General features: G+C 47.2%; 22 protein-coding genes, 5 tRNA genes and 4 rRNA genes. 4 read left to right on the top strand and 27 right to left on the bottom strand.

Annotation, left to right across the window (positions count from 1 at the left end; genetic code table 11):
* The first annotated feature begins 11 nt into the window (after positions 1-11).
* On the top strand, positions 12-1,484 hold the full coding sequence (locus HUG20_RS04460) for an MDR family MFS transporter (protein ID WP_200088512.1): 1,473 nt from the start codon (positions 12-14) through the stop codon (positions 1,482-1,484).
* Positions 1,485-1,602: 118 nt separating this feature from the next.
* On the opposite strand, the gene tatC is transcribed toward HUG20_RS04460, so the two are convergent.
* The 3 genes from tatC to HUG20_RS04445 are packed head-to-tail and all read right to left on the bottom strand — an operon-like array spanning position 1,603 to position 3,215.
* Positions 1,603-2,364: a twin-arginine translocase subunit TatC gene (gene tatC / locus HUG20_RS04455; protein WP_200088510.1), complete on the bottom strand. Its 762-nt coding sequence runs from the start codon at positions 2,362-2,364 to the stop codon at positions 1,603-1,605.
* Positions 2,365-2,376: 12 nt separating this feature from the next.
* Positions 2,377-2,565: a twin-arginine translocase TatA/TatE family subunit gene (tatA, locus tag HUG20_RS04450; RefSeq protein ID WP_281392510.1), complete on the bottom strand. Its 189-nt coding sequence runs from the start codon at positions 2,563-2,565 to the stop codon at positions 2,377-2,379.
* 17 nt (positions 2,566-2,582) lie between these two features.
* Entirely contained in the window at positions 2,583-3,215 is a 633-nt protein-coding gene (locus HUG20_RS04445) for a redox-sensing transcriptional repressor Rex (RefSeq protein ID WP_200088502.1), read from the bottom strand.
* A gap of 130 nt (positions 3,216-3,345) precedes the next feature.
* Between HUG20_RS04445 and HUG20_RS04440 the strand changes: the two genes are divergently transcribed.
* The gene (locus HUG20_RS04440; protein WP_200088499.1) at positions 3,346-5,280 is read left to right on the top strand and encodes an ABC transporter ATP-binding protein; all 1,935 of its coding nucleotides are present in this window, start codon (positions 3,346-3,348) and stop codon (positions 5,278-5,280) included.
* Between the two features lie 583 nt (positions 5,281-5,863).
* Here the strand turns inward: HUG20_RS04440 and tsaD are convergent.
* The 21 genes from tsaD to HUG20_RS04335 all read right to left on the bottom strand — a co-directional run bounded on the left by tsaD (position 5,864) and on the right by HUG20_RS04335 (position 21,353).
* A complete protein-coding gene (tsaD, locus tag HUG20_RS04435; protein ID WP_200088496.1) occupies positions 5,864-6,877 on the bottom strand; it encodes a tRNA (adenosine(37)-N6)-threonylcarbamoyltransferase complex transferase subunit TsaD in 1,014 nt (337 codons plus the stop codon).
* Between the two features lie 22 nt (positions 6,878-6,899).
* Complete coding sequence (gene rimI, locus HUG20_RS04430; RefSeq protein WP_200088488.1) at positions 6,900-7,352, bottom strand: ribosomal protein S18-alanine N-acetyltransferase; 453 nt, start codon at positions 7,350-7,352, stop codon at positions 6,900-6,902.
* Positions 7,345-8,031 carry a tRNA (adenosine(37)-N6)-threonylcarbamoyltransferase complex dimerization subunit type 1 TsaB gene (gene tsaB / locus HUG20_RS04425; protein WP_425504107.1) on the bottom strand — a complete coding sequence of 229 codons (687 nt, stop codon included), beginning with the start codon at positions 8,029-8,031 and terminating at the stop codon, positions 7,345-7,347. The genes rimI and tsaB overlap by 8 nt, the downstream gene beginning before the upstream one ends.
* Before the next feature lie 11 nt (positions 8,032-8,042).
* Positions 8,043-8,501: a tRNA (adenosine(37)-N6)-threonylcarbamoyltransferase complex ATPase subunit type 1 TsaE gene (gene tsaE / locus HUG20_RS04420; RefSeq protein WP_200088469.1), complete on the bottom strand. Its 459-nt coding sequence runs from the start codon at positions 8,499-8,501 to the stop codon at positions 8,043-8,045.
* A gap of 10 nt (positions 8,502-8,511) precedes the next feature.
* Entirely contained in the window at positions 8,512-9,495 is a 984-nt protein-coding gene (thiL, locus tag HUG20_RS04415; RefSeq protein ID WP_200088461.1) for a thiamine-phosphate kinase, read from the bottom strand.
* A gap of 273 nt (positions 9,496-9,768) precedes the next feature.
* Positions 9,769-9,845 (bottom strand) — tRNA-Met (locus tag HUG20_RS04410).
* An 8-nt stretch (positions 9,846-9,853) separates the two neighbouring features.
* A 5S ribosomal RNA gene (gene rrf, locus HUG20_RS04405) occupies positions 9,854-9,970 on the bottom strand.
* Positions 9,971-10,047: 77 nt separating this feature from the next.
* The gene (locus HUG20_RS04400) at positions 10,048-11,184 is read right to left on the bottom strand and encodes a trans-sulfuration enzyme family protein (RefSeq protein ID WP_200088459.1); all 1,137 of its coding nucleotides are present in this window, start codon (positions 11,182-11,184) and stop codon (positions 10,048-10,050) included.
* 70 nt (positions 11,185-11,254) lie between these two features.
* The gene (locus tag HUG20_RS04395; RefSeq protein WP_200088457.1) at positions 11,255-11,413 is read right to left on the bottom strand and encodes a DUF1540 domain-containing protein; all 159 of its coding nucleotides are present in this window, start codon (positions 11,411-11,413) and stop codon (positions 11,255-11,257) included.
* 216 nt (positions 11,414-11,629) lie between these two features.
* Positions 11,630-11,746 (bottom strand): 5S ribosomal RNA (gene rrf / locus HUG20_RS04390).
* 68 nt (positions 11,747-11,814) lie between these two features.
* A 23S ribosomal RNA gene (locus HUG20_RS04385) occupies positions 11,815-14,736 on the bottom strand.
* Positions 14,737-14,923: 187 nt separating this feature from the next.
* Positions 14,924-16,483, bottom strand: a 16S ribosomal RNA gene (locus HUG20_RS04380).
* The 16S, 23S and 5S rRNA genes sit together here with 5 tRNA genes alongside, the layout of an rRNA operon.
* A gap of 169 nt (positions 16,484-16,652) precedes the next feature.
* Positions 16,653-16,729, bottom strand: a tRNA-Ile gene (locus tag HUG20_RS04375).
* A 2-nt stretch (positions 16,730-16,731) separates the two neighbouring features.
* A tRNA-Gly gene (locus HUG20_RS04370) sits at positions 16,732-16,805 on the bottom strand.
* A gap of 8 nt (positions 16,806-16,813) precedes the next feature.
* A tRNA-Pro gene (locus HUG20_RS04365) sits at positions 16,814-16,890 on the bottom strand.
* A gap of 79 nt (positions 16,891-16,969) precedes the next feature.
* Positions 16,970-17,046, bottom strand: a tRNA-Arg gene (locus tag HUG20_RS04360).
* Positions 17,047-17,242: 196 nt separating this feature from the next.
* The gene (locus HUG20_RS04355; RefSeq protein ID WP_200088455.1) at positions 17,243-17,590 is read right to left on the bottom strand and encodes a hypothetical protein; all 348 of its coding nucleotides are present in this window, start codon (positions 17,588-17,590) and stop codon (positions 17,243-17,245) included.
* A gap of 273 nt (positions 17,591-17,863) precedes the next feature.
* A complete protein-coding gene (locus tag HUG20_RS04350; protein WP_200088453.1) occupies positions 17,864-19,270 on the bottom strand; it encodes an FMN-binding glutamate synthase family protein in 1,407 nt (468 codons plus the stop codon).
* On the bottom strand, positions 19,257-19,730 hold the full coding sequence (locus tag HUG20_RS04345) for a hypothetical protein (RefSeq protein WP_200088451.1): 474 nt from the start codon (positions 19,728-19,730) through the stop codon (positions 19,257-19,259). Before HUG20_RS04345 ends, HUG20_RS04350 begins: the two co-directional genes overlap by 14 nt.
* 16 nt (positions 19,731-19,746) lie before the next feature.
* Positions 19,747-20,517: a hypothetical protein gene (locus tag HUG20_RS04340; protein ID WP_200088449.1), complete on the bottom strand. Its 771-nt coding sequence runs from the start codon at positions 20,515-20,517 to the stop codon at positions 19,747-19,749.
* A 329-nt stretch (positions 20,518-20,846) separates the two neighbouring features.
* On the bottom strand, positions 20,847-21,353 hold the full coding sequence (locus HUG20_RS04335) for a CarD family transcriptional regulator (protein ID WP_200088447.1): 507 nt from the start codon (positions 21,351-21,353) through the stop codon (positions 20,847-20,849).
* A gap of 105 nt (positions 21,354-21,458) precedes the next feature.
* Between HUG20_RS04335 and HUG20_RS04330 the strand changes: the two genes are divergently transcribed.
* Positions 21,459-21,635, top strand: a complete 177-nt coding sequence (locus tag HUG20_RS04330; RefSeq protein ID WP_200088445.1) for a hypothetical protein — start codon at positions 21,459-21,461, stop codon at positions 21,633-21,635.
* 149 nt (positions 21,636-21,784) lie between these two features.
* Here HUG20_RS04330 and HUG20_RS04325 read toward each other — a convergent pair whose 3' ends face one another.
* The 3 genes from HUG20_RS04325 to HUG20_RS04315 are packed head-to-tail and all read right to left on the bottom strand — an operon-like array spanning position 21,785 to position 24,102.
* On the bottom strand, positions 21,785-22,264 hold the full coding sequence (locus HUG20_RS04325; RefSeq protein ID WP_200088444.1) for a methylated-DNA--[protein]-cysteine S-methyltransferase: 480 nt from the start codon (positions 22,262-22,264) through the stop codon (positions 21,785-21,787).
* Positions 22,254-22,826 (bottom strand): bifunctional transcriptional activator/DNA repair enzyme AdaA, encoded by a 573-nt coding sequence (locus tag HUG20_RS04320; protein ID WP_246476534.1) that lies wholly within the window; start codon positions 22,824-22,826, stop codon positions 22,254-22,256. Before HUG20_RS04320 ends, HUG20_RS04325 begins: the two co-directional genes overlap by 11 nt.
* 28 nt (positions 22,827-22,854) lie before the next feature.
* Positions 22,855-24,102 (bottom strand): APC family permease, encoded by a 1,248-nt coding sequence (locus HUG20_RS04315; protein WP_200088443.1) that lies wholly within the window; start codon positions 24,100-24,102, stop codon positions 22,855-22,857.
* A 156-nt stretch (positions 24,103-24,258) separates the two neighbouring features.
* Between HUG20_RS04315 and HUG20_RS04310 the strand changes: the two genes are divergently transcribed.
* On the top strand, positions 24,259-24,441 hold the full coding sequence (locus tag HUG20_RS04310; RefSeq protein WP_200088442.1) for a hypothetical protein: 183 nt from the start codon (positions 24,259-24,261) through the stop codon (positions 24,439-24,441).
* Positions 24,442-24,469: the final 28 nt, after the last annotated feature.

Raw genomic sequence — 24,469 nt, 5'->3', positions numbered from 1 at the left:
GAGACGATCAAATGAGTTCTTCCACTAGCTCGTCCTGGGATTTATCCACAGGTCAAAAAGTAGCCATGATTGCCTCTCTTTTGACTGGCGCGTTCATGGGCATCATTAACGAAACATTGCTGGCAACCGCGTTACCGACCATTCAGGCCTCTTTTGACATCACACAAAGCAGTGTGCAGTGGTTAACGACGGCCTTTCTGATGACGAATGGGATTATGATTCCTATATCAGCTTATTTAATCGAACGGTTCTCCACACGAGCGTTATTCCTAACTGCGATTACGCTGTTTGGCACAGGTACTTTCATTGCTGCAATCTCGCCCGCTTTCTCTATTCTTTTGTTAGGCAGGATTGTTCAGGCTTCCGGCTCAGGTATTATGCTCCCGTTGTTAATGACCGTGCTGCTTGCCATCATCCCTGTCGAACGAAGAGGAACCGCAATGGGGCTTATGGGCATTGTGATTTCCTTTGGGCCGGCGATTGGGCCAACGCTTTCCGGTTGGCTCTTAGAACATTTTCAATGGCGTGCGCTATTTATTACCGTTTTACCCATCGTCTTGATTACGATTTCGATGGCTGCCGTATTTTTAAAAAATGTCACTGAACTGGGCAAACCGAAGCTCGACGTCCCATCTATCATTCTCTCTTCATTCGGATTCGGGGCGTTCCTTTATGGGTTCAGTACGGCATCTGAAAGCGGTTGGAGCAGTCCCAGTGTACTTCTTTGCATTGTGGGCGGTGCTGTCATTATTGGTTTGTTCATTTTGAGGCAATTTCGCTTACGTGCACCGATACTTGAATTCCGCGTATTTAAATTTCATATCTTCGCACTCGCGATTACGATTACAATGGCAGTGCTTATTTCATTAATCGGGGCGGAAACGCTGCTTCCTTTGTATATGCAAAATGTGCTCGGCTTTTCTCCTCTTGAATCAGGCTTGATGCTCCTTCCCGGAGCGATTGTGATCGGCATTATGTCACCGATAACCGGACGCCTGTTTGATAAGTTCGGAGCAAAGTGGCTTGCCATCATTGGGCTTTCTATTGTAACCGTAACAACTTTCCTATTTACAAATTTATCATTAGAAACGTCCTTCACCTTTTTAACAATCGTGTATGCGATTCGGATGTTCGGGCTTTCTTTTGCGCTTATGCCTGTGATGACCTCAGCTTTGAACCAGCTGCCCGTCAAATGGTATGCTCACGGGTCAGCGATGGCGAACACGATGCAACAAATCTCCGCATCCATTGGTACAGCCATTCTCGTTACACTCGTCAGTGTGGGTGCCGAGCAGTATCGACCCGAGGCTTCTGTCGCTGAAAGCTTGATCCCGCAATTGGCTCAAGTTGAAGGCTTTGAATGGGCATTTATGGGGAGTACCATCCTTGCATTTATCGCTTTCCTGCTCTCATTATTCCTCCGTTCGCCGAAACAGGAAAAAGCCATGACTGCGAATGTACAAAACGAGGCACCGACCAATTAATTTAGGGGGCCGCCTGTAAAAATTAACATTTCTAGGCGCATGGGGTACCCCATGCGCCTTTAGCATTTTATTGCTTTTTAAACGACTGAAAGTCGATTCTCAGATGGAAGTTTTATATCTATTGATTATTCGTTGCCATTTCTTTTTGCCGGTCAGCCTCTTCTTTCATTCGCTTCCTGAAGGCGTACCGGGCAATCACGACACTCAGTTCATACAACAAGAAAAGCGGTACGGTTACGATGAGATGGGAACCCAAATCAGGAGGGGTGATAAAGCCTGCAATGACAAGCAACACAAAATAAGCATATTTGCGAATCCGCTGTAAAAAGTTTGGCGTAATCAAACCCAATCGGGTCAAAAACAGAACCACAACCGGCAGTTGAAAAAGAAACCCAAACGGTACCGTCATACGAAACAGGAAAGAAAAGTATTCATTAATTCCGTACTGCTCCGTAATATTGAGCCGCTCGGCAATGTTCCCCAGAAATTCCATGAAATACGGCAAAAGCACATAATACGAAAAAGCGAGCCCGCCCAGAAAAAGAACCATCGCGATCGGAATGTAAGAAAGGGTTACCTTCCGTTCTTTTTCCGCCAAGCCCGGAGCGATAAACGCCCAAAGTTGATAGAAAATCACCGGCAAAATGATGATAATCGCGATAAAAAACGCAAAATTAACGTATACGCGCAAAGGATCCGTTAACTGAAACGCGTTCATCGGGAAATCCTGTGCTTCCGGGATGCTTTGCAAATAAGCAATCACAGGGGGCGCAATGAAAAAACCGACAAGTAACCCCACGACAAGAAATATCGCGACAATGATCAATCGTTTCCGTAACTCTTCAAAATGGGCACGGAACGGCATCTCCCGTTGTTTCATCGAACACCCATCCTATCTATGATTTTGCTTGTCCTCTTTCTTCTGTTCTTCGGAATCATTCGTGAGTCCTTTCGTAGCATTTTTAAATTCACGTAATGTATTTCCGGCCACTTTGCCCATTTCCGGCAGTTTACCCGGACCGAAGATCAACAAAGCGACAATAATGATTAAAATAATGCTCGGACCACCCATACCTCCCATGGGATATTCCTCCTTTTTTATAGCGGATAATGTTTCAAAAAATAGATGAGCGATTGCAATTCGACCGACAAATCAATGTGATGCACCCGAATATGCGAAGGCACCGTCATACGGGAGGGGGTGAAATTCAAGATCCCCTCGATGGGCGTATCAGCGACCTTATCCGCGACCTCTTGCGCCGCAGTCGACGGGACAGCAACAATTGCGGCCCATATCGATTCATCGACTTCTCTTTTTAAATCGTCCATATGAATAACGGGGACACCACCGATGGTTTTTCCAATGACTGTCTCGTCATTATCAAACGCTTTTACGATTCGCGTATTATTATTCTCCCCGAAGTTATAATGAAGCAATGCTTTCCCAAGATTTCCGACACCGATGAGAATGACGGGTGTCGCCTCATCTTGATCCAACGTTTTTCGAAAAAAAGCAATCAAGCGTTGGACATCATAACCATATCCTTTGCGACCCAACGCTCCAAAATACGAAAAATCCCGCCGAATCGTCGCTGAATCAACTTTGACTGCATGGCTTAATTCTGTAGAAGATACTTTTGTTTTTCCCGAAGCGTAGAAATGTTCCAAGTATCGATAGTAAAGTGGCAAACGTCTCGCTGTTGCCTGTGGAATTTTTTGCAGTTCGTCCATAAAGCCTCCACTATTCAACCTGCTTATCGTTTCTTAAGTATAACATGTTTGCTACACTTGTCAGTAGCATAATTAGCGAAACGCTTGGCCCGGCCATTTTTTATATACATTTTAAAGGGTGATGAAACGAATGATTGTTTTACAATGCGATCGTGTGACCAAATCTTTTGGTGCTGAAACGATTTTACAGGATATTAAGATGGAAATCAAAAACGGCGACCGCGCCGCACTCGTCGGACGCAACGGAACTGGAAAGACGACGTTGCTCAACATCATCACAGGACAAGCGCCTTATGACAGCGGCTCAGTTATGATGCCCAAATCACAAACAATGGGTTTCCTTGCCCAAGATACCGGTCTTGAATCCACGCGCACCATTTGGGAGGAAATGTTAACGGTCTTTTCCTCGCTCCGCGGTGTTGAAATGGAGTTGCGCGAACTGGAAGCGAAAATGGCGGAATCCTCCATCTATGGCGACCCTGCGTCCTACGAAGCCGTATTAAAGGAATACGATGAAAAACAAGAATTCTTCCGATCGTCCGGCGGTTACCACTATGAAGCCGATATCCAAAGCATCTTGTCGGGACTGAATTTTGATCAGCTTTCCTATGATTTACCGATCTCTTCTTTAAGCGGCGGTCAAAAAACACGACTTGCGCTCGGAAAACTTTTGCTCACGAAACCGGATTTGCTCATTTTGGATGAACCGACAAATCATTTGGACATTGAAACGTTAACATGGCTGGAAAATTACTTGAACAGCTATGAAGGAGCGGTATTGATCGTCTCCCACGACCGTTATTTTTTGGATAAAGTAATCACGAAAGTATACGAACTGGCACATACGAAAGCGACCTTGTACCACGGAAATTACAGTGCGTTTCTGGAAAAAAGAGCAAAGGGCGCCGAACTGCAACAAAAAGCGTATGACAAGCAACAAGCGGAAATTGAACAACTGGAAACATTCGTCGCCAAAAATATCGCACGCGCGTCCACAACAAAACGAGCACAAAGCAAGCGGAAAAAATTAGAGAGTATGGAGCGGGTTGATGCCCCTCTCGCAGATGCCAAAAGCGCTACAATGTCTTTTGAAATACAACAAACAAGCGGAAATGACGTGCTGGCCGCAACAGGGATTACGTTTGCTTACCCTGGCAGCGATCCGTTATTTCGCGCAACCGACTTTGCGGTGACAAGAGGAGAGAATGTGGCCGTCATCGGCCCGAACGGAACCGGAAAGACAACATTCCTTAAAATCCTCGGAAAGCGACTTGCTCCCACGGAAGGAGATATTCATTACGGAAGCAAAGTGACCGTTGGCTATTATGATCAGGAGCAAGCTCAACTTAATACGAATAAAACCGTCCTCGATGAATTATGGGACGAGCACCCCCAAGTTGTCGAAAAAGACATACGCACAGTGCTCGGCCGGTTTCTTTTTAGCGGCGAAGATGTGTACAAACTTGTCCACAGTCTCAGCGGCGGGGAAAAAGCACGGCTCGTGCTTGCAAAACTAATGATGCAAAAAGCAAACTTGCTTCTCTTTGATGAGCCGACGAACCATCTGGACCTAGACAGCAAAGAAGTGTTGGAAACTGCCCTTATCGACTATCCCGGCACGATGATATTTATTTCCCACGACCGCTATTTCCTGAACCGGATGTCCACACGAACCGTCGAATTCTCCGGAGATGATCAACTACACACATATCTTGGCAACTATGATTACTACTTGGAAAAGAAAGCGGAAGCCGAAGAACGGGCGCAACTTCAGGACAATTACGTGGAAAAACCTGTGGAAAACAAAAATAAACAGTCGTTTGCGCAAGAAAAAGAAGATAAAAAAATCGCCCGGAAGCGACGCCGGGAAATTGAAGCGATTGAAGATAGAATCAGCCAACTGGAAGAAGAAACGGAAACGCTGCAATCGTCCATGCTCCATCCGGATGTCTATGAAGACCATGCCCGCGCCAACCGTATACAAGAAGACATTCATGAAAAGGAAGCCGAATTGGAACAACTGATGGAGCAATGGGAAGCATTGCAATTAGACGCATCCCAGTGACAAGGCATCGGGCTTTCCACAATTTCCACATAGTTATTCACAACTTCACACGCGGACCGTCGGGTTTTTGCCGGTTCCACCCACAAAAAAAGGCATTTATCCACGGATCCGCAGTTAACACTTCAAAAGTCGGAGAAGAGGGGTGCGCGTCCACTTATCCACTACGTACACATTTTTCTTTTCCACAGTCGCTCACGAGTTTCTAATTCCGTGGCTGTACCATAAAAAGGAGCCATGATCTATTCATGGCTCCTTTGCGGGCAATGTTTATTCATTTGAGTGTGCTATTGTGGGCCCTTCATCGTACCCCGGAGCAACGTTTTTTGCCGGTTTGAGGTGCGTTGAATCGTTCATGGCGACTGAAACGGAAGGTCCGGTACGGTTTAGGTCGCCATAAGCCTTTCATAACGATCGAATTAGGGACTTCCTAGCCATTTCGGGCTCCATAAACCGCACATCAAGGCATACAGTTGTTTCATAGAGCCTCAGATTGGGCAATTTTTCTAATTGGAGATACAATGAATTTTTTATGGCATCTTTAAAAGGGATATTTTTCCATGAAAAATGTTATATGGATCTCGTGCTATCCGAGCGCCAACCCCGGATCTCCGTTTAAATCATACCCTGCCCGTTCTCCTTTTTTCCAGGTGATGTTTGCGGCAGCACCGATCATCGCCGCATTATCCGTGCATAAAGAAAGGGGAGGAATGATCAGCTCAACATCGCTGTCGCTCGGGAAAGAGCGTATCATCGCTTCCCTAAGCGCGCGATTCGCAGCGACACCACCTGTAACAATCAGTTGCTTCACCTTATATTCCGAGGCTGCTCGCACCGCCCGTTCCACGAGTACATCGACCACGCTTGCCTGGAAGCTCGCGGCAACGTTTTCCGGGACGAGCGTTTCTCCCCGCTGCCCCGCATTATGCACCGCATTCAACACCGCGGATTTTAATCCGCTAAAGCTGAAATCATATGACCCGTTTTCCAGCCAGGCCCGAGGAAAATCAATCGAGACCTCCCCCTCAGCGGAGAGGCGATCGATTTCCGGACCCCCGGGATAGGGAAGTTTCAGGGTTCGCGCCACTTTATCATAGGCTTCCCCGACAGCGTCATCCCTCGTTTCACCAATCGTTTCGTATTTCCCCTCTTCCGGGAGATAAATAAGAGACGTATGTCCGCCGGAAACAGCTAGCGCTAGAGCCGGATATTCCATGTCTGCAACGAGTTCAGCCGCATGAATGTGACCGGCAATATGATGGATCGGCAACAACGGTAGATTGCAAGCATACGCGAGCGCTTTCGCCGTATTCACACCCACAAGCAACGCCCCTACCAGTCCGGGCCCCGAAGTGACCGCTATCGCATCCAAGTCTTTATAATCCATATCCGCAGAGACAAGCGCCTCTTCAATGACAGCCGTCATATTTTCCACGTGATGCCGGGACGCTACTTCCGGAACCACACCTCCGAACCGCCTGTGAATGTCTATTTGCGACGCGACCACGTTAGAAATTATGTTTTTTCCGCCCTCAACAATCGATGCCGCTGTTTCATCACAACTTGTTTCGATAGCTAATATTCGAGGATTGTCATTCATGGCAACACATTCCTTTTCAAAACTACGAAAAAGCCAGGCGCATGATCCAAGCATCTTCGCAATTATCCGTATAATATCCTTCTTTTATCCCGGTTTTTTTAAAACCGAATGTTTTATAAAAGCCCTGCGCATCCGTATTGCTTTCCCGAACCTCTAGTGTCATCGATGTAGCCTCTAATGCAAGCGCTCGCCGGATCATCGCTTGTAACAGCAATCGCCCGACCCCTTGATGTCTATGGGCAGACAAAACAGCGATATTCGTAATATGAGCCTCGTGTAGCGCGATCCAGATGCCGCAATAACCAACGATTTGTTCTTGATCCACCGCAATCAAATAGTGGGCAAACGGATTTTTCATCAATTCATTTATAAATGCCTGCCGAATCCAAGGCATTTGAAACGCATCCCTTTCCACGATCAACACTTCTTCGATATCACTCGGCATCATGGGACGAATTGTATACCGCTCACTCATTATGGCCTTGCGCCTTTCGCCAATTTTTCTCCGCTTCTGCCAACTGCAAGTAACGGGGGGCAACAGAATGAACATTCGTCACAGGCAGGGATTCCGAGGCAATTCGCAAAATCTCCCCCGGCTTTATCCTGCCATCCATCATATCTCCCACACATGCCTTTGCACCCAACACTTGCTCAATGTTTTCACGATGCTTAGCAACATCCAAACTTAAAAAATAAACCGGCAAAGACGTCGAAGCCAACGTTTGTAACAAGTCATCCATTAACCACAACCGTTCTTCATACACGGTCTTCAGGTGGCCGTCGTCAGCTTCGTACACGGCGGCATACACCTGCCCCCTCCTGGCATCGATAAAAGGACAGACAAGGCCGAAGGCAAAACGCCGATTGCCCGCAAGGGCTTCCAAGGATGAAACGTCGTAAATCGGAAGACGGAGTGCACTCGCCATCCCTTTCGCTGTGGCCACGCCAATACGGACTCCAGTGTACGAACCCGGTCCGGTGGTTACCGCTATGCCTTCCAAATCAGAAGGGTTGGCATTGACTGTTCTCATCACATGATCGATCCCCGGCATTAACCGTAAGGAGTGATTTTTCTTTTCATGCGTCGTCCATTCCGCTCGAATCGTCGACGCGTCCCCCAATGCAACCCCTAAAACATAGGTTGATGTATCCATGGCTAGTATCATTAATCCGTAAACTCCTTGAAAATATGTTGAAAACGCGTATGATCGGTGCAGACAATCCATTCTCGCTCCTGCTCGTCCACTCGTTTAAAGGTAATATTGACTCGTCGGCTTGGCAATTGTGTCCGGAGGTTACTCGCCCATTCAACAACCGTTACACCGTTGCCATCCATGTATTCCTCCAACCCAAGTTCTTCCTCTTCATTTTCATCAAGGCGATAGGCATCGATATGATAAAAAGGGAGACAGCCATTATATACTTTTAAAATCGTAAACGTGGGGCTATTCACCATCGCTTCGACACCGAGTCCTTTAGCAAGGCCTTTGCTGAAATGGGTTTTCCCTGCACCGAGATCGCCATCCAACGCAAAAAGATCGCCTGCTTTTGCTTTTTTGCCAAGCCGCTCCGCGATCCTCATGGTTTCCTCTGTTGATCGGCTTATAAATTGAAATTGAGACATCGCTGTCACCTCATCCATGGCGATAACCGGTCCTTTTTATTCGTGTTCTTTCCCCATTTTTTTGCATGAACACTTGTGAATCCCCCTCATGTTCAACCGATCCGATGGCTGATAGGCGAATTCCTTTTTCTTTTGCGGTTGATTGTATGGTCGGCCAATGTGTTTTAGCTACCGTACCGACGAGTTGAAAGTCTTCGCCTCCGTTTAGCGCGTATTCATAAGCTGACTGTTTCCCAAAAAGCTTTATTGCGTCTGCACTGATCGGTATTTTCTCTTCTTCTAAACAAATACATACGTTGCTCGCTTCCGCCAGCTCCCAAATTTCCGAGGATAATCCGTCACTAATGTCATTAAGGGCAATGCGAAAACCGCTTTCTTTTAGCAGTTCACCAAGTGTTACCTGTGGATCGGGACGCTGATGGACAATGACAAGCGCTTTTTCTTCTTCCGTTCGATGAGCGGTTAATCCCTGGGATAAAAGAAGATCCAATCCCCCGCGTGAAGCACCCAACGTGCCGGAGGCAAACACGATATCTCCTACGCGCGCAGAGTTTCGGAGAAGGGAACGATTTGTTTCAATCTCTCCTAAAACGGTAACAGAAATCATCAAACCATTCTGCGCAGATACAGTGTCGCCTCCTATTAAAATAACGCCGTATCGTTTGGCCAAGTCATTCATCCCTCTATAAATCTCGAGGATCTCTTCTTGATCCCACTCCGCCGGTATGCCTAAGGAAACGAGATAATATCGGGGCGTTCCGCCCATCGCCGCGATATCGCTGAGGTTGACGGCGAGCGCTTTATAACCGATATCGGATAAATGTAACGTGGAACGTTTAAAATGGATCCCCTCACAAATGGTGTCTACACAGCTAATCATATCTTTGTAGGCATTGGAAGAAGTAACAGCCGCATCATCGCCAATACCAACTTTAACATCATCATGGTCTGCCGCGAACGAATCGATTTGTCGGATAAGATCGAACTCATGCATAATTTTCACCTTTGCGTGCGCTTAAAACCCGCGCTTCTTCACGGAATATACTTAAGCTTATGTTAGAAAAGATAGGTTGTCTTTTCATCAAATAAATTCAATTTCCCGATAGTAAAAAAAATAACAAACACCGTGGTTTGTTTTAGCTTAAAAGTGTATGAACTATTTTGGCTGGATTCAACGTAGTGACAGGTTCTAAATTGGTTGCACTCCAAAGCACTTCTGATGTTTGCTTGCTCCGAAGTGAATTCAAAGCTGTTAAGCAAACTATTATGGTTGCGGGGGAAGGATTCGAACCTTCGACCTCCGGGTTATGAGCCCGACGAGCTACCTGACTGCTCCACCCCGCGATATGAAAACCTGGCGACGTCCTACGCTCACAGGGCGTTCCCGCCCAATTACCATCAGCGCTGAAGAGCTTAACTTCCGTGTTCGGCATGGGAACGGGTGTGACCTCTTCGCCATCATCACCAGATTGTTTGACGTCTCTCAACGTCACCTTAAATAATATAACACACTTTGCAAATTCGTTCAAGTCATTCCCGGAAATTTTTATTTCTCGGCTGCTTTTAACGCCGATTGCAGTTCATCCGTAATATCCTTTTCATCTTCCAGTCCTAAAGACATGCGCACGAGCCCTGCTGTAATGCCAAGCTTTTCTTGCATGTACGCCGGGATACTACGATGGGATGTTTTCAACGGATAGGAAACAGTGGTTTCTACACCGGCTAACGTGGGCACGATTTTCACCCATTCCAGCTCTGCAAAGAATTTGTGAATATCATAACGTTCATCTAGTTCAAAACTAACCATTGCCCCATTCCCATGTTTGGCCAAGTATTTTGGATAATATACGCTTACTCCCGGATGATCGTTCAAAAAATCCGCTATCCTTTTTGCATTCGCGCTTTGTTTTTCCATACGAACCGAAAGCGTTTTTAAACCGCGAACCGTAAGCCATGCTTCAAACGGACTTACATTCATTCCGAGTTGAATGGCTTTCCTTTTTGCCACGTCCACCAACCTCTCCTCCCCAACAAGCACTCCGGCAGTAACGTCACTGTGGCCGCCAATATATTTGGTAGCGCTGTGAACGACCAAATCCGCGCCAAGCTCGTAGGGTTGCGCAAAGAAAGGCGTAGCAAACGTGTTATCCACCATAACAGGAACGTGATATTTATGTGCGATGTTAATGACCGACTCGATTTGCTCGACACGCAATAAAGGATTGGTTACCGACTCTGTGTATACGAGGGCGGTTTTCTCCGTTATTTTGTTCTCAACCATTGCGAGATCAGTAAATGATACAGTATGTACATCAATTTGCCACTCCTGAAAAAACTGTTGAAACAAATCGTACGTTCCTCCATATACATCTTCCGGGATGAGCAACGATTCGCCCGGTCGCACCGCAGATAACACGCCGGATAAAATTGCGGACATTCCTGACGAAGTAGCAATCCCTGCAGGCGCACCTTCTAACTCACTCACTTTGCGGGCAAGCTGGTCCGGGTTTGGATTTCCATATCGGGAATACATATATCGTTTATTATCCGGTTCGAAAAACACCTCCAAATCATGAAGGTCCGAAAAAGAAAAGGACGATGTTTGATAAATCGGTGTCGTTTTGCTCGTATTGTCATCATCATGCTCGCGATCGTGTACCACTTTCCAATTAAAACTTTTCATGGTCCCAACCCTTTCTGTTTTTATTTTTCCATAGGAAAAAGCTACCCACGCAAGTGGGCAGCCTAAACATTTAGTGCTCCAACGGGCGAAATGTTTTGCAATCGGTCTCGGCTTGTTCTGTCGTTAACTCATCTGCATTCGTTACAACATAAATCCGATCTGCCTGGCAAAGATTCCCCTCTCCCCAGTGCACACAGTTTTCCACTTCACATAAAACATCCTGTGCCATATACATATCCCCTTTCAACTACAGTATTTCCAGAAACAAAGCCCTCTTCCTATGGAAAAAAAGAAAATATATGGAGTGGAGTTTATATGTCGCCACAGCGTTATTCTGGCGAATTCAGGTATTATTCTGGCGCTTTTGACATAAATTCTGGCACTTTAATAAAAAAACACCCGCCAATCCCTAAATCAGGAACAAGCGGGTGTTTGGTTTTTCATCGCCAGGCGACGTCCTACGCTCACGGGGCGTTACCGCCCGATTACCATCGGCGCTGAAGAGCTTAACTTCCGTGTTCGGCATGGGAACGGGTGGGGCCTCTTCGCTATCGCCACCTGACCGTGGGAGACATTCTCCCAAAACTGAATAACGCTTATGCATGAATGCCGGATGTGCATGACCTATTCGTGGATAAACCATTGGACCGATTAGTATCTGTCAGCTTCACGTGTCGCCACGCGTCCACCTCAGACCTATCTACCTTATCGTCTTTAAGGGGTCTCACGGGAAATCTCATCTTGAGGTCGGCTTCGTGCTTAGATGCTTTCAGCACTTATCCGATCCACACGTAGCTACCCAGCGATGCTCCTGGCGGAACAACTGGTACACCAGCGGTGTGTCCATCCCGGTCCTCTCGTACTAAGGACAGCTCCTCTCAAATTTCCTGCGCCCGCGACGGATAGGGACCGAACTGTCTCACGACGTTCTGAACCCAGCTCGCGTACCGCTTTAATGGGCGAACAGCCCAACCCTTGGGACCGACTTCAGCCCCAGGATGCGATGAGCCGACATCGAGGTGCCAAACCTCCCCGTCGATGTGGACTCTTGGGGGAGATTAGCCTGTTATCCCCAGGGTAGCTTTTATCCGTTGAGCGACGGCCCTTCCATGCGGTGCCGCCGGATCACTAAGCCCGACTTTCGTCCCTGCTCGACCAGTACGTCTCGCAGTCAAGCTCCCTTCTGCCTTTGCACGCTTCGAATGATTTCCAACCATTCTGAGGGAACCTTGGGGCGCCTCCGTTACCATTTAGGAGGCGACCGCCCCAGTCAAACTGCCCACCAGACACTGTCCCTGAACCGGCTCACGGTTCGAGGTTAGGATTTTCATATCGCAAGGGCAGTATCCCACCGGCGCCTCCACCGAAGCTAGCGCTCCGGTTTCCTAGGCTCCTGCCTATCCTGTACAAGCCATATCAAAACCCAATATCAAGCTACAGTAAAGCTCCATGGGGTCTTTCCGTCCAGTCGCGGGGGACCTGCATCTTCACAGGTCATATAATTTCACCGGGTCTCTCGTTGAGACAGTGCCCAAGTCGTTGCACCTTTCGTGCGGGTCGGAACTTACCCGACAAGGAATTTCGCTACCTTAGGACCGTTATAGTTACGGCCGCCGTTTACTGGGGCTTCAATTCCGCGCTTCGCCCGCTAGGGCTAACGCGTCCTCTTAACCTTCCAGCACCGGGCAGGTGTCAGCCCCTATACTTCGTCTTTCGACTTCGCAGAGACCTGTGTTTTTGGTAAACAGTCGCTTGGGCCTTGTCACTGCGGCTCCCGCAGGCTTGCACCCGCAAGAGCACCCCTTCTCCCGAAGTTACGGGGTCATTTTGCCGAGTTCCTTAACGAGAGTTCTCCCGCGCGTCTTAGAATTCTCATCCCACCTACCTGTGTCGGTTTGCGGTACGGGCACCGTCGGCCTTCCTAGAGGCTTTTCTCGGCAGCGGAGGTGCGGGGACTTCGGTACTTTAGTTCCCTCGCGGTCACGCCTCAGCCTTTGCGTTGGGCGGATTTGCCTGCCCAACAGCCTCGGTCGCTTCGACGCGCCTATCCATCGGCGCGCTCGCCCTTCCTTTCTGCGTCCCCCCTTCGGTCAAACAGCCTTCGGTGGTACTGGAATTTCCACCAGTTATCCATCGCCTACGCCTTTCGGCCTCGGCTTAGGCCCCGACTAACCCTGAGCGGACGAACCTTCCTCAGGAAACCTTAGGTTTTCGACGGAAGGGATTCTCACCCTTCTTTTCGCTACTCATACCGGCATTCTCACTTCTGTGCGCTCCAGCTGTCCTCACGGTCAACCTTCCCGGCACACAGAACGCTCCCCTACCCAACTCTTCGAGTTGCCACGGCTTCGGTGATGGGTTTAGCCCCGTTACATTTTCGGCGCAGCGTCACTCGACCAGTGAGCTATTACGCACTCTTTCAATGATGGCTGCTTCTAAGCCAACATCCTGGTTGTCTAAGCAACGCCACATCCTTTCCCACTTAACCCATACTTGGGGACCTTAGCCGGTGGTCCGGGTTGTTTCCCTCTTGACGACGGATCTTAGCACTCGCCGTCTGACTCCCGGAGAACAAGTCGCTGGCATTCGGAGTTTGACTGAACTCGGTAATCCTGTGGGGACCCCTCATCCAATCCGTGCTCTACCTCCAGGACTCTTCCCTCCGAGGCTAGCCCTAAAGCTATTTCGGGGAGAACCAGCTATCTCCGTGTTCGATTGGCATTTCACCCCTACCCACCCCTCATCCCCGTCATTTTCAACTGACGTGGGTTCGGGCCTCCAGTCGGTGTTACCCGACCTTCACCCTGGACATGGGTAGATCACACGGTTTCGGGTCGACGTCGACATACTCATGCGCCCGTTTCAGACTCGCTTTCGCTGCGGCTCCGTCTCTTCAACTTAACCTCGCACGTCATCGTCACTCGCCGGTTCATTCTACAAAAGGCACGCCATCACCCATGAATGGGCTTTGACCACCTGTAGGCACACGGTTTCAGGTTCTCTTTCACTCCCCTCCCGGGGTGCTTTTCACCTTTCCCTCACGGTACTGGTTCACTATCGGTCACTAGGTCGTATTTAGCCTTGGGAGATGGGCCTCCCTGCTTCCGACGGGGTTGCTCGTGTCCCGCCGTACTCAGGATCCACGCCGGAGAGGGCGATGTTTCGCGTACAGGGCGCTTACCTTCTGTGGCGGACCGTTCCAAGTCGCTTCCGCTACATCGCCCCTTTGTCACTCCGTATGGCGTGTCCTTCAACCCCGGGCGGACTTGCCGCCCGGTTTGGGCTCGCTTCCGTTTCGCTCGCCGCTACTCAGGAAATCGCATTTGCTTTCTCTTCCTCCGGTTACTAAGATGTTTCAGTTCGCCGGGTTTGCCTTCATCTGCTTATGGTTTCGGCAGATGATCTTCTCCCATGACGGAGAAGGGGTTCCCCCATTCGGACATCTTCGGATCCACGCATACTTACAGCTCCCCGAAGCATATCGGTGTTCGTCCCGTCCTTCATCGGCGCCTAGTGCCAAGGCATCCACCGTGTGCCCTTCCTCGTTTAACCACTTGAGGCATGGGCCTTTCCAAAAAACGCTCGTTTCTTTTCGACACCCGGTGTGTGTCCATTCAAGCTTTATCGCGTTATTCAGTTTTCAAAGAACGTCTCTTGAGCAGTTGCCCGCTCAAAACTGAATGAAAGCCCAAGCGTTTGCCTCCGGTCCCTTCACCGAGGGACCGGTATAGCTCCTTAGAAAGGAGGTGATCCATCCCCACCTTCCGGTAGGGATACCTTGTTACGACTTCACCCCAATCACCAGCCCCACCTTCGGCGGCTGCGTCCCTAAGGTTCGCTCACCGACTTCGGGTGTTGCCGGCTCTCGTGGTGTGACGGGCGGTGTGTACAAGGCCCGGGAACGTATTCACCGCGGCATGCTGATCCGCGATTACTAGCGATTCCAGCTTCATGCAGGCGGGTTGCAGCCTGCAATCCGAACTGAGAACGGCTTTTCCGGGGATTCGCTCCACCTCGCGGCTTCGCTGCCCGTTGTACCGTCCATTGTAGCACGTGTGTCGCCCAGGCCATAAGGGGCATGATGATTTGACGTCATCCCCGCCTTCCTCCGGTTTGTCACCGGCAGTCAATGTCGAGTGCCCAACTTAATGCTGGCAACGACATTCAAGGGTTGCGCTCGTTACGGGACTTAACCCAACATCTCACGACACGAGCTGACGACAACCATGCACCACCTGTCTCTCTGCCCAAAAGGGAAACCTTGTCTCCAAGGCGATCAGAGGATGTCAAGGCCTGGTAAGGTCCTTCGCGTTGCTTCGAATTAAACCACATGCTCCACCGCTTGTGCGGGCCCCCGTCAATTCCTTTGAGTTTCAACCTTGCGGTCGTACTCCCCAGGCGGAGTGCTTATTGCGTTTGCTTCGGCACTACGGGTATCGAAACCCCTAACACCTAGCACTCATCGTTTACGGCGTGGACTACCAGGGTATCTAATCCTGTTCGCTCCCCACGCTTTCGCACCTCAGCGTCAGGTACAGACCAGAGAGTCGCCTTCGCCACTGGTGTTCCTCCACATCTCTACGCATTTCACCGCTACACGTGGAATTCCACTCTCCTCTTCTGTCCTCAAGTCAGGCAGTTTCCAATGCCATTCCGGCGTTAAGCGCCGGCCTTTCACATCAGACTTGCCTCACCGCCTGCGTGCCCTTTACGCCCAATAATTCCGGACAACGCTTGCCACCTACGTATTACCGCGGCTGCTGGCACGTAGTTAGCCGTGGCTTTCTGGTGAGGTACCGGCATACTCTCGGCATTTCCTCCAAAAGCTGTTCTTCCCTCACAACAGAGCTTTACGATCCGAAAACCTTCCTCACTCACGCGGCGTTGCACCGTCAGGCTTGCGCCCATTGCGGATGATTCCCTACTGCTGCCTCCCGCAGGAGTCTGGGCCGTGTCTCAGTCCCAGTGTGGCCGATCACCCTCTCAGGTCGGCTACGCATCGTCGCCTTGGTAAGCCCTTATCCCACCAACTAGCTAATGCGCCGCGGGCCCCTCGTTGAGCGACGGCCTTCCTAAAGACCGCCTTTCTCCTCCTTCGCAGGTGCGAAAAAGGACTTATTCGGTATTAGCACCGGTTTCCCGGTGTTATCCCCAGCTCAACGGCAGGTTGCCCACGTGGTACTCACCCGTCCGCCACTGGCCTCCCGAAGGTGCAAGCACCTTCGGGGGCCCGTTCGACTTGCATGTATTAGGCACGCCGCCAGCGTTCGTCCTGAGCCAGGATCAAACTCTCCATAAAAGTAGTTCCGCTTCCCACACGGGGGGTGCCGGAAGCGCTGGCTTCATTTCTTCATTCGTTCGCTTGGCTTTCATTCAGTTTTCAATGGGCAATTGGTGGTTAGCAACCACGATTTACAACTTTACCAGTGAATCGATTTTTTGTCAATAACTTTTTTAAAATCAATGAATGGTGGGCCTGAGTGGACTCGAACCACCGACCTCACGCTTATCAGGCGTGCGCTCTCACCAACTGAGCTACAGGCCCATTGGAGCGGGTGATGGGAATCGAACCCACGTCATCAGCTTGGAAGGCTGAGGTTTTACCATTAAACTACACCCGCGTTATCAATGGTCGGGAAGACAGGATTTGAACCTGCGACCTCTTCGTCCCGAACGAAGCGCTCTGCCAAGCTGAGCTACTTCCCGGGCATTTTCTTATATACACCCTCGACTTTTTGACAAAAAAATAAAACGTTAAACTTTATATATCTGATTGTTACATTACTGGCGCGCCCGAGAAGACTCGAACTCCTAACCCTCTGATCCGAAGTCAGATGCTCTATCCAATTGAGCTACGGGCGCCTGATGGCTTTTACTATCCATAAAGAATTTTCTTCGTCGCTTTGCCACAAATAATATAGCATACACGCATAAATAACGCAAGCATGTCTTTTACAATTAATTCGATACAACGTCCCCCAATAAATAGAATCCGCATCATAATATAATGATGCGGATTACAATACTGTTCTGATCTAAGCGCGAGAACAGCCTTCTTTTATTGACCGGACTGATTTTGTGCTTGTTGAAGTTGCTGATTTGCTTGCTGTAGCTGTTGCTGAGCTTCCTGAATTTGCTGTTGTTGTCCAGGCTGTGCGTTGGTTTCCGCTTGTTGCATTTGTTGCTCGGCCTGTTGCAATTCCTGTTGTGCTTGTTGCATCGCCTGTGGATCGGCTTGTTGAACAGCTTGTTGCACCTTCTGATCCGCCTGTTGGGCAGCCTGTTGAGCCTGTTGCAACGCTTGATTTTGTTGCTGGTTCTGTTGTTGCTGATTTTGTTGTTGCTGATTCTGCTGTTGTTGATTCTGCTGTTGTTGATTCTGTTGTGGATTTTGCTGTTGAGCCATAAACGCCATTTCTCCTTTCTAGGTATCTCCCTTCACTAAGTTGGCAAAGCGAAGGTATACATATAGACTGCCATGCTCACACAACATTTATTCATTTTAAATTGTATTGTGTTAATCATATCGCTTTGATAACCATTTCCATAACGTCAAAATGCCCCTGAAGAAAATAAGTCCCCATTCTTTCACCCCCTTATTACGAAAATATTTGCCACCCCGACTTCCGCGGAAATTAATATTGCCGTTTTAGCGCTAGTTTCTCATTATTTCAGGGCATTATTCAGGGCGATCATAACCCAGCTTCACATTAGTGATATCGCTCGTTAATTCATCAAGGGCGACGAGATCTTCGCCGGTGATGTCATGGATAGAGGATTTACCGAGCGCACGAGCCGCCTCCTCCATTTCCTTCGAGCAAGAGATGATGAAATTTTCCAGATGATAAGCGGCTTTTTCTTCGTTAAACTTTTTCTCCTTCTTTTTTGCATAGAAAATAAGTGAGGTCGGGGGATCCCAAGGCAAAGATTTGGTAACTTGATCGTGGGACATCGCCCAGATGAACGCGGTTCCCATATAGACGGCATCTGCCCCTAATGCCATCGCTTTTAAACACTCGCCTGGTGTGGTTAGACCACCGCCAACGAGCAGGCTGATTTTATGTTTGACACCCTTCTTCTTCAAGTATTTCGCAGCCCGAGCAAGGGCATAGATCGTTGGCAGGCCAAAATCGTCTTCGAAAACCGGTGCATCCCCTTTCGTCCCGGCTTGACCCCCATCGATCGAGATAAAATCAACAGTTGCTTGTATCGCGATCTTCATGTCCGCTTCCAATTCAGCGCCTGCTACTATTTTAACGCCAATAGGAATGCCATTTGTCTCTCTCCGAAGCCTATCGACCAGCTTTTTCAAACCATCCGATTTTTTTGGTTCATCAAGCGGAGGGACGACGAGCGTTTCGCCAGGGGATAGCTGAAATGTTTCGCGGATTTCCCCGGGCAAATCTTCGGGCGGAATGCAGTATGTAGCCGCAGCCCGGGCTCCTTGTCCGATATGTATTTCAATGGCGTCGGCCTGGCCGAGAATTTCCGGGGATTTCGACCAGTTCCCTGGGGCATATTGCAAAATAAAATGCTCGGCCAACTCTCTTTCTTCCGGAAGATACGCGCCTTCCCCGGAGTTCGTCGCGGTTCCTGTCGCAGACGTAGCTCTGGCAATCGCTTTTTTCACCTTCTTGCTGAGTGCATTCCCATACCCCATCCCGCCAGCCATCAACGGGATATCGAGGACGAGCGGGCGTTTTGCATGAGGGCCGATCGTCGTCGTCAATTCTATAGGATCACTTGCATCCGCGGGCGGCTTTGCTAACTGGGCAGGGGAAAAAACAAGTCCGTCAAAGTGGTGAAAATCGCGAGGACTGCCAAAAGGACGACTGATAACTGTTCCCGATGCGGACCGCAGGCTGTTTTCCATAATTGTATTCGGACTGATCCGTGTCATCGCGGAGATCAATTCCCACAGATTGTCCTCATACTTTTTGGACATGAATCGTTTCATCATCCCCGCAAACATCCATTTGATGATAGGTCTGGGAAAAATAATAATATATAACACGCTAAGGATCAGAGATAAGCTCACGATGACGAGCGTTTTTATGAGAAGTAGCGTCCAATCAATCCCGATCATGACTGCCGTCCTCCGCCTGTTTTGTAAATGTTGCAACTCCGGTTGGAGACCATTTCCATATTAATGTTTTCACCTGCTGAGCTTGGGTCTTGTCCGAACAGTGAACCAAAAGAAACACTTCCGTCAATGATTCACCTTCTTTTTGCACTCGTATTTTTTTGATTCTGAGCACATCGATCACACCACCGATAATGACTCCTAAACCTAATCCAATGAGTCCCCAAAGAATCGGTCCCCATTCTAAAATAAAACCGTAAATCATACCGAGCAACGCAATGATGGTCCCTGTGATAGGCAAGATTTCAAATGATTTCTGCTGGCAACTCTTTTCAGTTTCTTGTTCAACTTTCTTAGCTAGCGGGAGAGCGAGGATATTTTTTCTATCGATGTTGCTATACTCAATTTCCGCGATAACCCTTTCCAAGTTTTTATTTAGCTTTAAAGAAGCAACAACATACATGGCTTCTCCCTTTCCATTAGATAGGCATTTGAAACTGCTGATGTTGATAAGTATTTTCCAAGTAGAGTTGCTGATACCGTTTGTACAATTTGTTGTACTCGACCGTTTTTAAGTATGCATCATAAGCCATGAACCCATAAAACGAGGGAAGATTCATTAACCATTGGGGATTTGTTATATTTCGGGCCGATTCGAAATCTCCAACCATCGTGTATTGGACGGCCGGAAGCAGGTTGGATACATACATAAAAAGAACGAGTAAAGGAACCAACAGGAGGATAAGCATTCTGTTTATGTAAATATGGCCAAGACCCGGGGCTAAAACCGACCAAAAAACGGCAATGTACGGCTTTTTTTCTTCCAATCTGTTGAGACTGAATAGAGATATGCTATTGGAATAGATGTCATAACCGATTTGACGGGCAATGACATAATCTTCATTTAGTTGCCTAGTCCGTTGATAACTATTCCAAATCGCAAAAAAATAAATAGGGAAGTACGCTACAAACCAATTTGTATCAACTGATTGTATCGCTCGCTCGAACTCACCGATAAATGAATAATAGATGGCTAAATTTAAACCACTAAAAATATTAAGCAAAACCTCATGGACCAGTAGGACGAATCCAATGAAATAATGGCCCAAGATCAGATGCCCGAAACCGGGGTATGCGGCAGACCACCACGCGACCACCGAGGGATTTTTTATATCAACATTGTTAATCATGGACGGACTCATGGAGGCGATGATGCTACGGTAATTTTCCGTTGATTTCGGGTGTCGCAATGACGGCACCACCTCATTTAGACTGGGAATATAGTGTCTGTTTATTTCACGGAAATATACATACCGTCATCATCGGGGCTAAGTTTGCCACACCGACATCCATAGCACGATGCCAAAGAACATGCTTTTGCATCCAAACGAATGTTGTTATTCGTTACTCGTTTACTTCATAACATGCCTGTTCCCAAACTATACAAAACGACCGCACACTCGTTGCTAAAGTAACGGGTGCGCGGTCGGTCGTTAATCATCAAATTTTCATATGAAGACAATTAAAAAACCCAACGGTACAGACAAAAGTTCTCGTTCTTTTGTTTCCACACGCAGGGTTAGGATATCTTTTTTCCCAATATACGATTGACTTCATCCGTAATATCTTCAACAGAAGTATCGAGCGCTACGGCTATTTCTTGAAAGAAAATTTTTTCAATATTAATTAGCATTTTTTTATCAAGCTCATTCAACTTTTTGCCATCCTTTTCAAGTTCGAACTTTTTCTGTATTAAAGTATTGGCAATTTTAGCGATATCAATCCGATTTCCGGTATTTACAATTCCCGTGTAGACATGACCTCTTTGTTGCGGCCTTTGGATCCATTCGATGCCGTCAGAATGAAAAGATTGCAACACATCTTTTGCTTCCTCTTTATCAATTAATTTCATCAACAAGGCTTTCCCTTTTTCTACAGGGATGTGGACTGTTAGTTTATGGTTATTTTCAATTGGATGTAAAACATAGTATTTCCTCGTAACCCCCGCATACGTTTGATCACAGATATCCATCACCCGGCATATACCATGAACTTGATAGATGATTAAATCTCCAATTTGAAGCATTATGTGCCCCTTTTAAATGAATTGTCAATCATATTAACTATCTTCATTGTACCCCTTAAACATCGGGATGTCTACTTGATTAACAACGCGCAGAGGATTTTGTACATGATATGCCAAATTATTCATCTAGTATCAACCGTTCGGCATACCTTCTCTCAATGGCGAGACTCCAGCGGAAAAACGGACGCGTCAAGACCCCGCAGCGCAGTTTTTGCGCGAGGAGGCTTGACCGTTCGTCTGCGGAAAGCGAAGCCAAGGAAGCGGCATCCCGGCTTCAGCTGATAGCTGCATGTTGTTCAGCAATCCCTAAATAACCCGTGTCAGAAGGATGCACTCATATTAGTTCACGCAGCACATTTATTATTCTTGAAGTGGTCAATGGCACAGCAAATCTCATAAGTGCCCGTCTCAGAAAGATTGTTTTCTTTCTTTTAAATAATGGCACCCTCAATACGAAGTAAGTGCTTTTTCATTTCTAAGCCTCCAGCGTATCCGGTCAAACTTTTACTTTTGCCAATAACCCGGTGACAAGGAAATATAATCGGTAACGGATTCATACTATTTGCATGCCCTACGGCTCGAATAGCTTGCGGTCGATCAATCAAACGAGCAATTTCAGAATACGATTTTGTTTCCCCATAAGGAATCGCTTGCAATGCTTTCCATGACTGTTTTTGAAAAAATGTTCCTTCAAGTTCAAATGGTAGCTCAAAATCCTTGCGTTCCCCGCCAACATATTCTTGAAACTGTTGCCGAATCGGTTTTCCTAGCTCAGAGCTTTTTTTAACAGCATTATTTTCCTTAAAAGTAAACCAATGATGGTCAGTTAATAATATGCGCACGAGCGTTCCATTTTCCCTTAAAACAAATCTTAAACATCCTATATCTGTTTGATATTCGTCATAGACCATAGCTGAAATCCTTTCTATACTGTTGGGGTGTACATTGTGTCTGTTTTTGAAAGGCATGATAAAAACTTGAGGCGTTTTGAAACCCTACTTCATAACAAATATCAATAATTGATCGGTCAGTGTTTATTAATAGCTCAACGGCCTTACGTACACGTATATGCTCTAAAAAGGAACGTGGCGTTTTTGACATTTGCTTTTTAAAAACCCGTCCTAAATAATAGGGGCTTATACCGATATGTTGCGCTATTTGCGTCAATGTAAGGTTTTCCGTATAATTCGCTTGAATATATGCCTTCGCATCATTAATGAGGTCCATTTGAGGATCAAAGTTTATCATATCCGGTTGGCATCTTTTGCAGGGACGAAAACCTGCTCGTTTTGCGTCTTCTGCTGTTGGAAAAAAGGTGATATTTTCTTTTTTGGGGCATCTCGACTTACAAGAAGGGCGGCAAAAAATGCCTGTTGTTTTCACCGCATAGAAAAACTGGCCGTCATGTGAATGGTCACAGCTGTTAGCGATTTTTACCATGTCATTGAAAGAAAACTCTGCATGAACAACCATGTCGCTCAGCTCCTGTCTCTTCATTATTTTAACGCCTTTTATTAAAAAAGAACATGTAAGCTACATATATAGAAATAACCACCAATGGAACAATGATGTATGACCGAAAAAACGGGAGGACGAGTGCACATAAAATCATGGCGATCAATGAACACATCCATGGCAACGTTCCTTTTCTAAACAACTTAACACCAGCGGCCATTGAAAGAATATAAACAAGAACACCTAAGGACGTTGGAATAAATAAAATATCATTAAACGTAAGAGAAAGAGCGTTTGTCATGAACACTCCCGCCCCTGCGAACATAACGACAAACAAAACCATGCGTCTTGATATTTGGATTTTTGGATGTAACACCGAAAAATAAGAAGGAAACGCTCCATCTCTACTTAGTGAATAACCAAGCTGAGTCAGACTTGCGACAAATGCGTTTGTTGTTCCTGTACAAATGATGAAAGCGAGAATACCGGTCAGCAATTGAGCATGTAAACCAAACGTATCATTTATAATAACGGCAATAGGCGATAAATCACTCTCCATATCATCGTACGTGCCTGTTCCAATGGTTATAAAACTAAGGGCAAGAAACAGCACACCTATAATTATAGCACTTATAATAGTACTCCTAACGATGTTTTGAGTGGGATTCTTAAAATTGTTTGCAAGGTTACAAATCGCCTCCCAACCAAAAAAAGCCCAAAAAATGGCGGTTATAGCAGATCCGATTGAACCACTTCCGTTAGGAAAAAAAGGGCTAAATTGATCCCAACTTATACTAGGGATAGCCAATACAATCGTTACTACTAACAGAAGAAATAAACACCCACTTAATAGTAATGCTAATTTGCCACTTACGCGAATGCCATAATAGTTAGTGATTCCGGCAATAACCAACATCAATATGGCAGCAAACGTTATCTCCACCTGTGAAAAATCAAAAGCATTTCCTAAATAATAAGCGCCTGTTAAAGCAACAATGGTTTGTCCGACTGCTGCTGTAACAAAATAGAACCATCCAATAATATTTCCAAAATGTTCCCCGAATGAATACCTTACAAAAGTGGCAACCCCTCCAGCGTCTGGGTATTCTCGCGCTAAACAAGCAAACGAATAAGCCAGGGGAAAACTAATCGTAATCACGATCATCCAAGATAATATGGACGCTGGCCCGGCTATTGAGGCTGTAACACTGGATAAAAAAAGGACACCAGATCCTAAGACCGTTGCAATATATAAAGCAATACCTTGAAATAATCCAATTGATGTATTGGTCATGTAGTCACCTCTTTTCTACATGCAATATACCAATATAGGATTAAGGTACGCTTCCGGATTTTTGCGGTTTAATTTAGTAAAGTTTCTAATTGGGGACTGCTGAATAACGGGAAAAACTGGCATATAAGCATTTTCCGTTGGTGTTGTCAAAGCTGGATGCAAGGAAATCTATCCTATAAGCAAAAAACCCTTGCACTTCTGGCAACGTACGGAGGGATGACGCTGCAATGGCGAGAAACGGACGCGTCAAGACCCCGCAGCGCCGGTTTTGCGAGAGGAGGCTTGCCCGTTCGTCCGCGGAAAGCGAAGCCATGGAAGCGGCATCCCGGCTTCAGCTGATAGCTACAAGTTGTTCAGCAATCCCTAA

The sequence above is a fragment of the Salicibibacter cibi genome, assembly GCF_016495865.1.
GTDB lineage: Bacteria > Bacillota > Bacilli > Bacillales > Marinococcaceae > Salicibibacter > Salicibibacter cibi.
The sequence above is the reverse complement of the archived record's forward strand: the minus strand, read 5'-3'. Positions and strand labels throughout refer to the sequence as shown.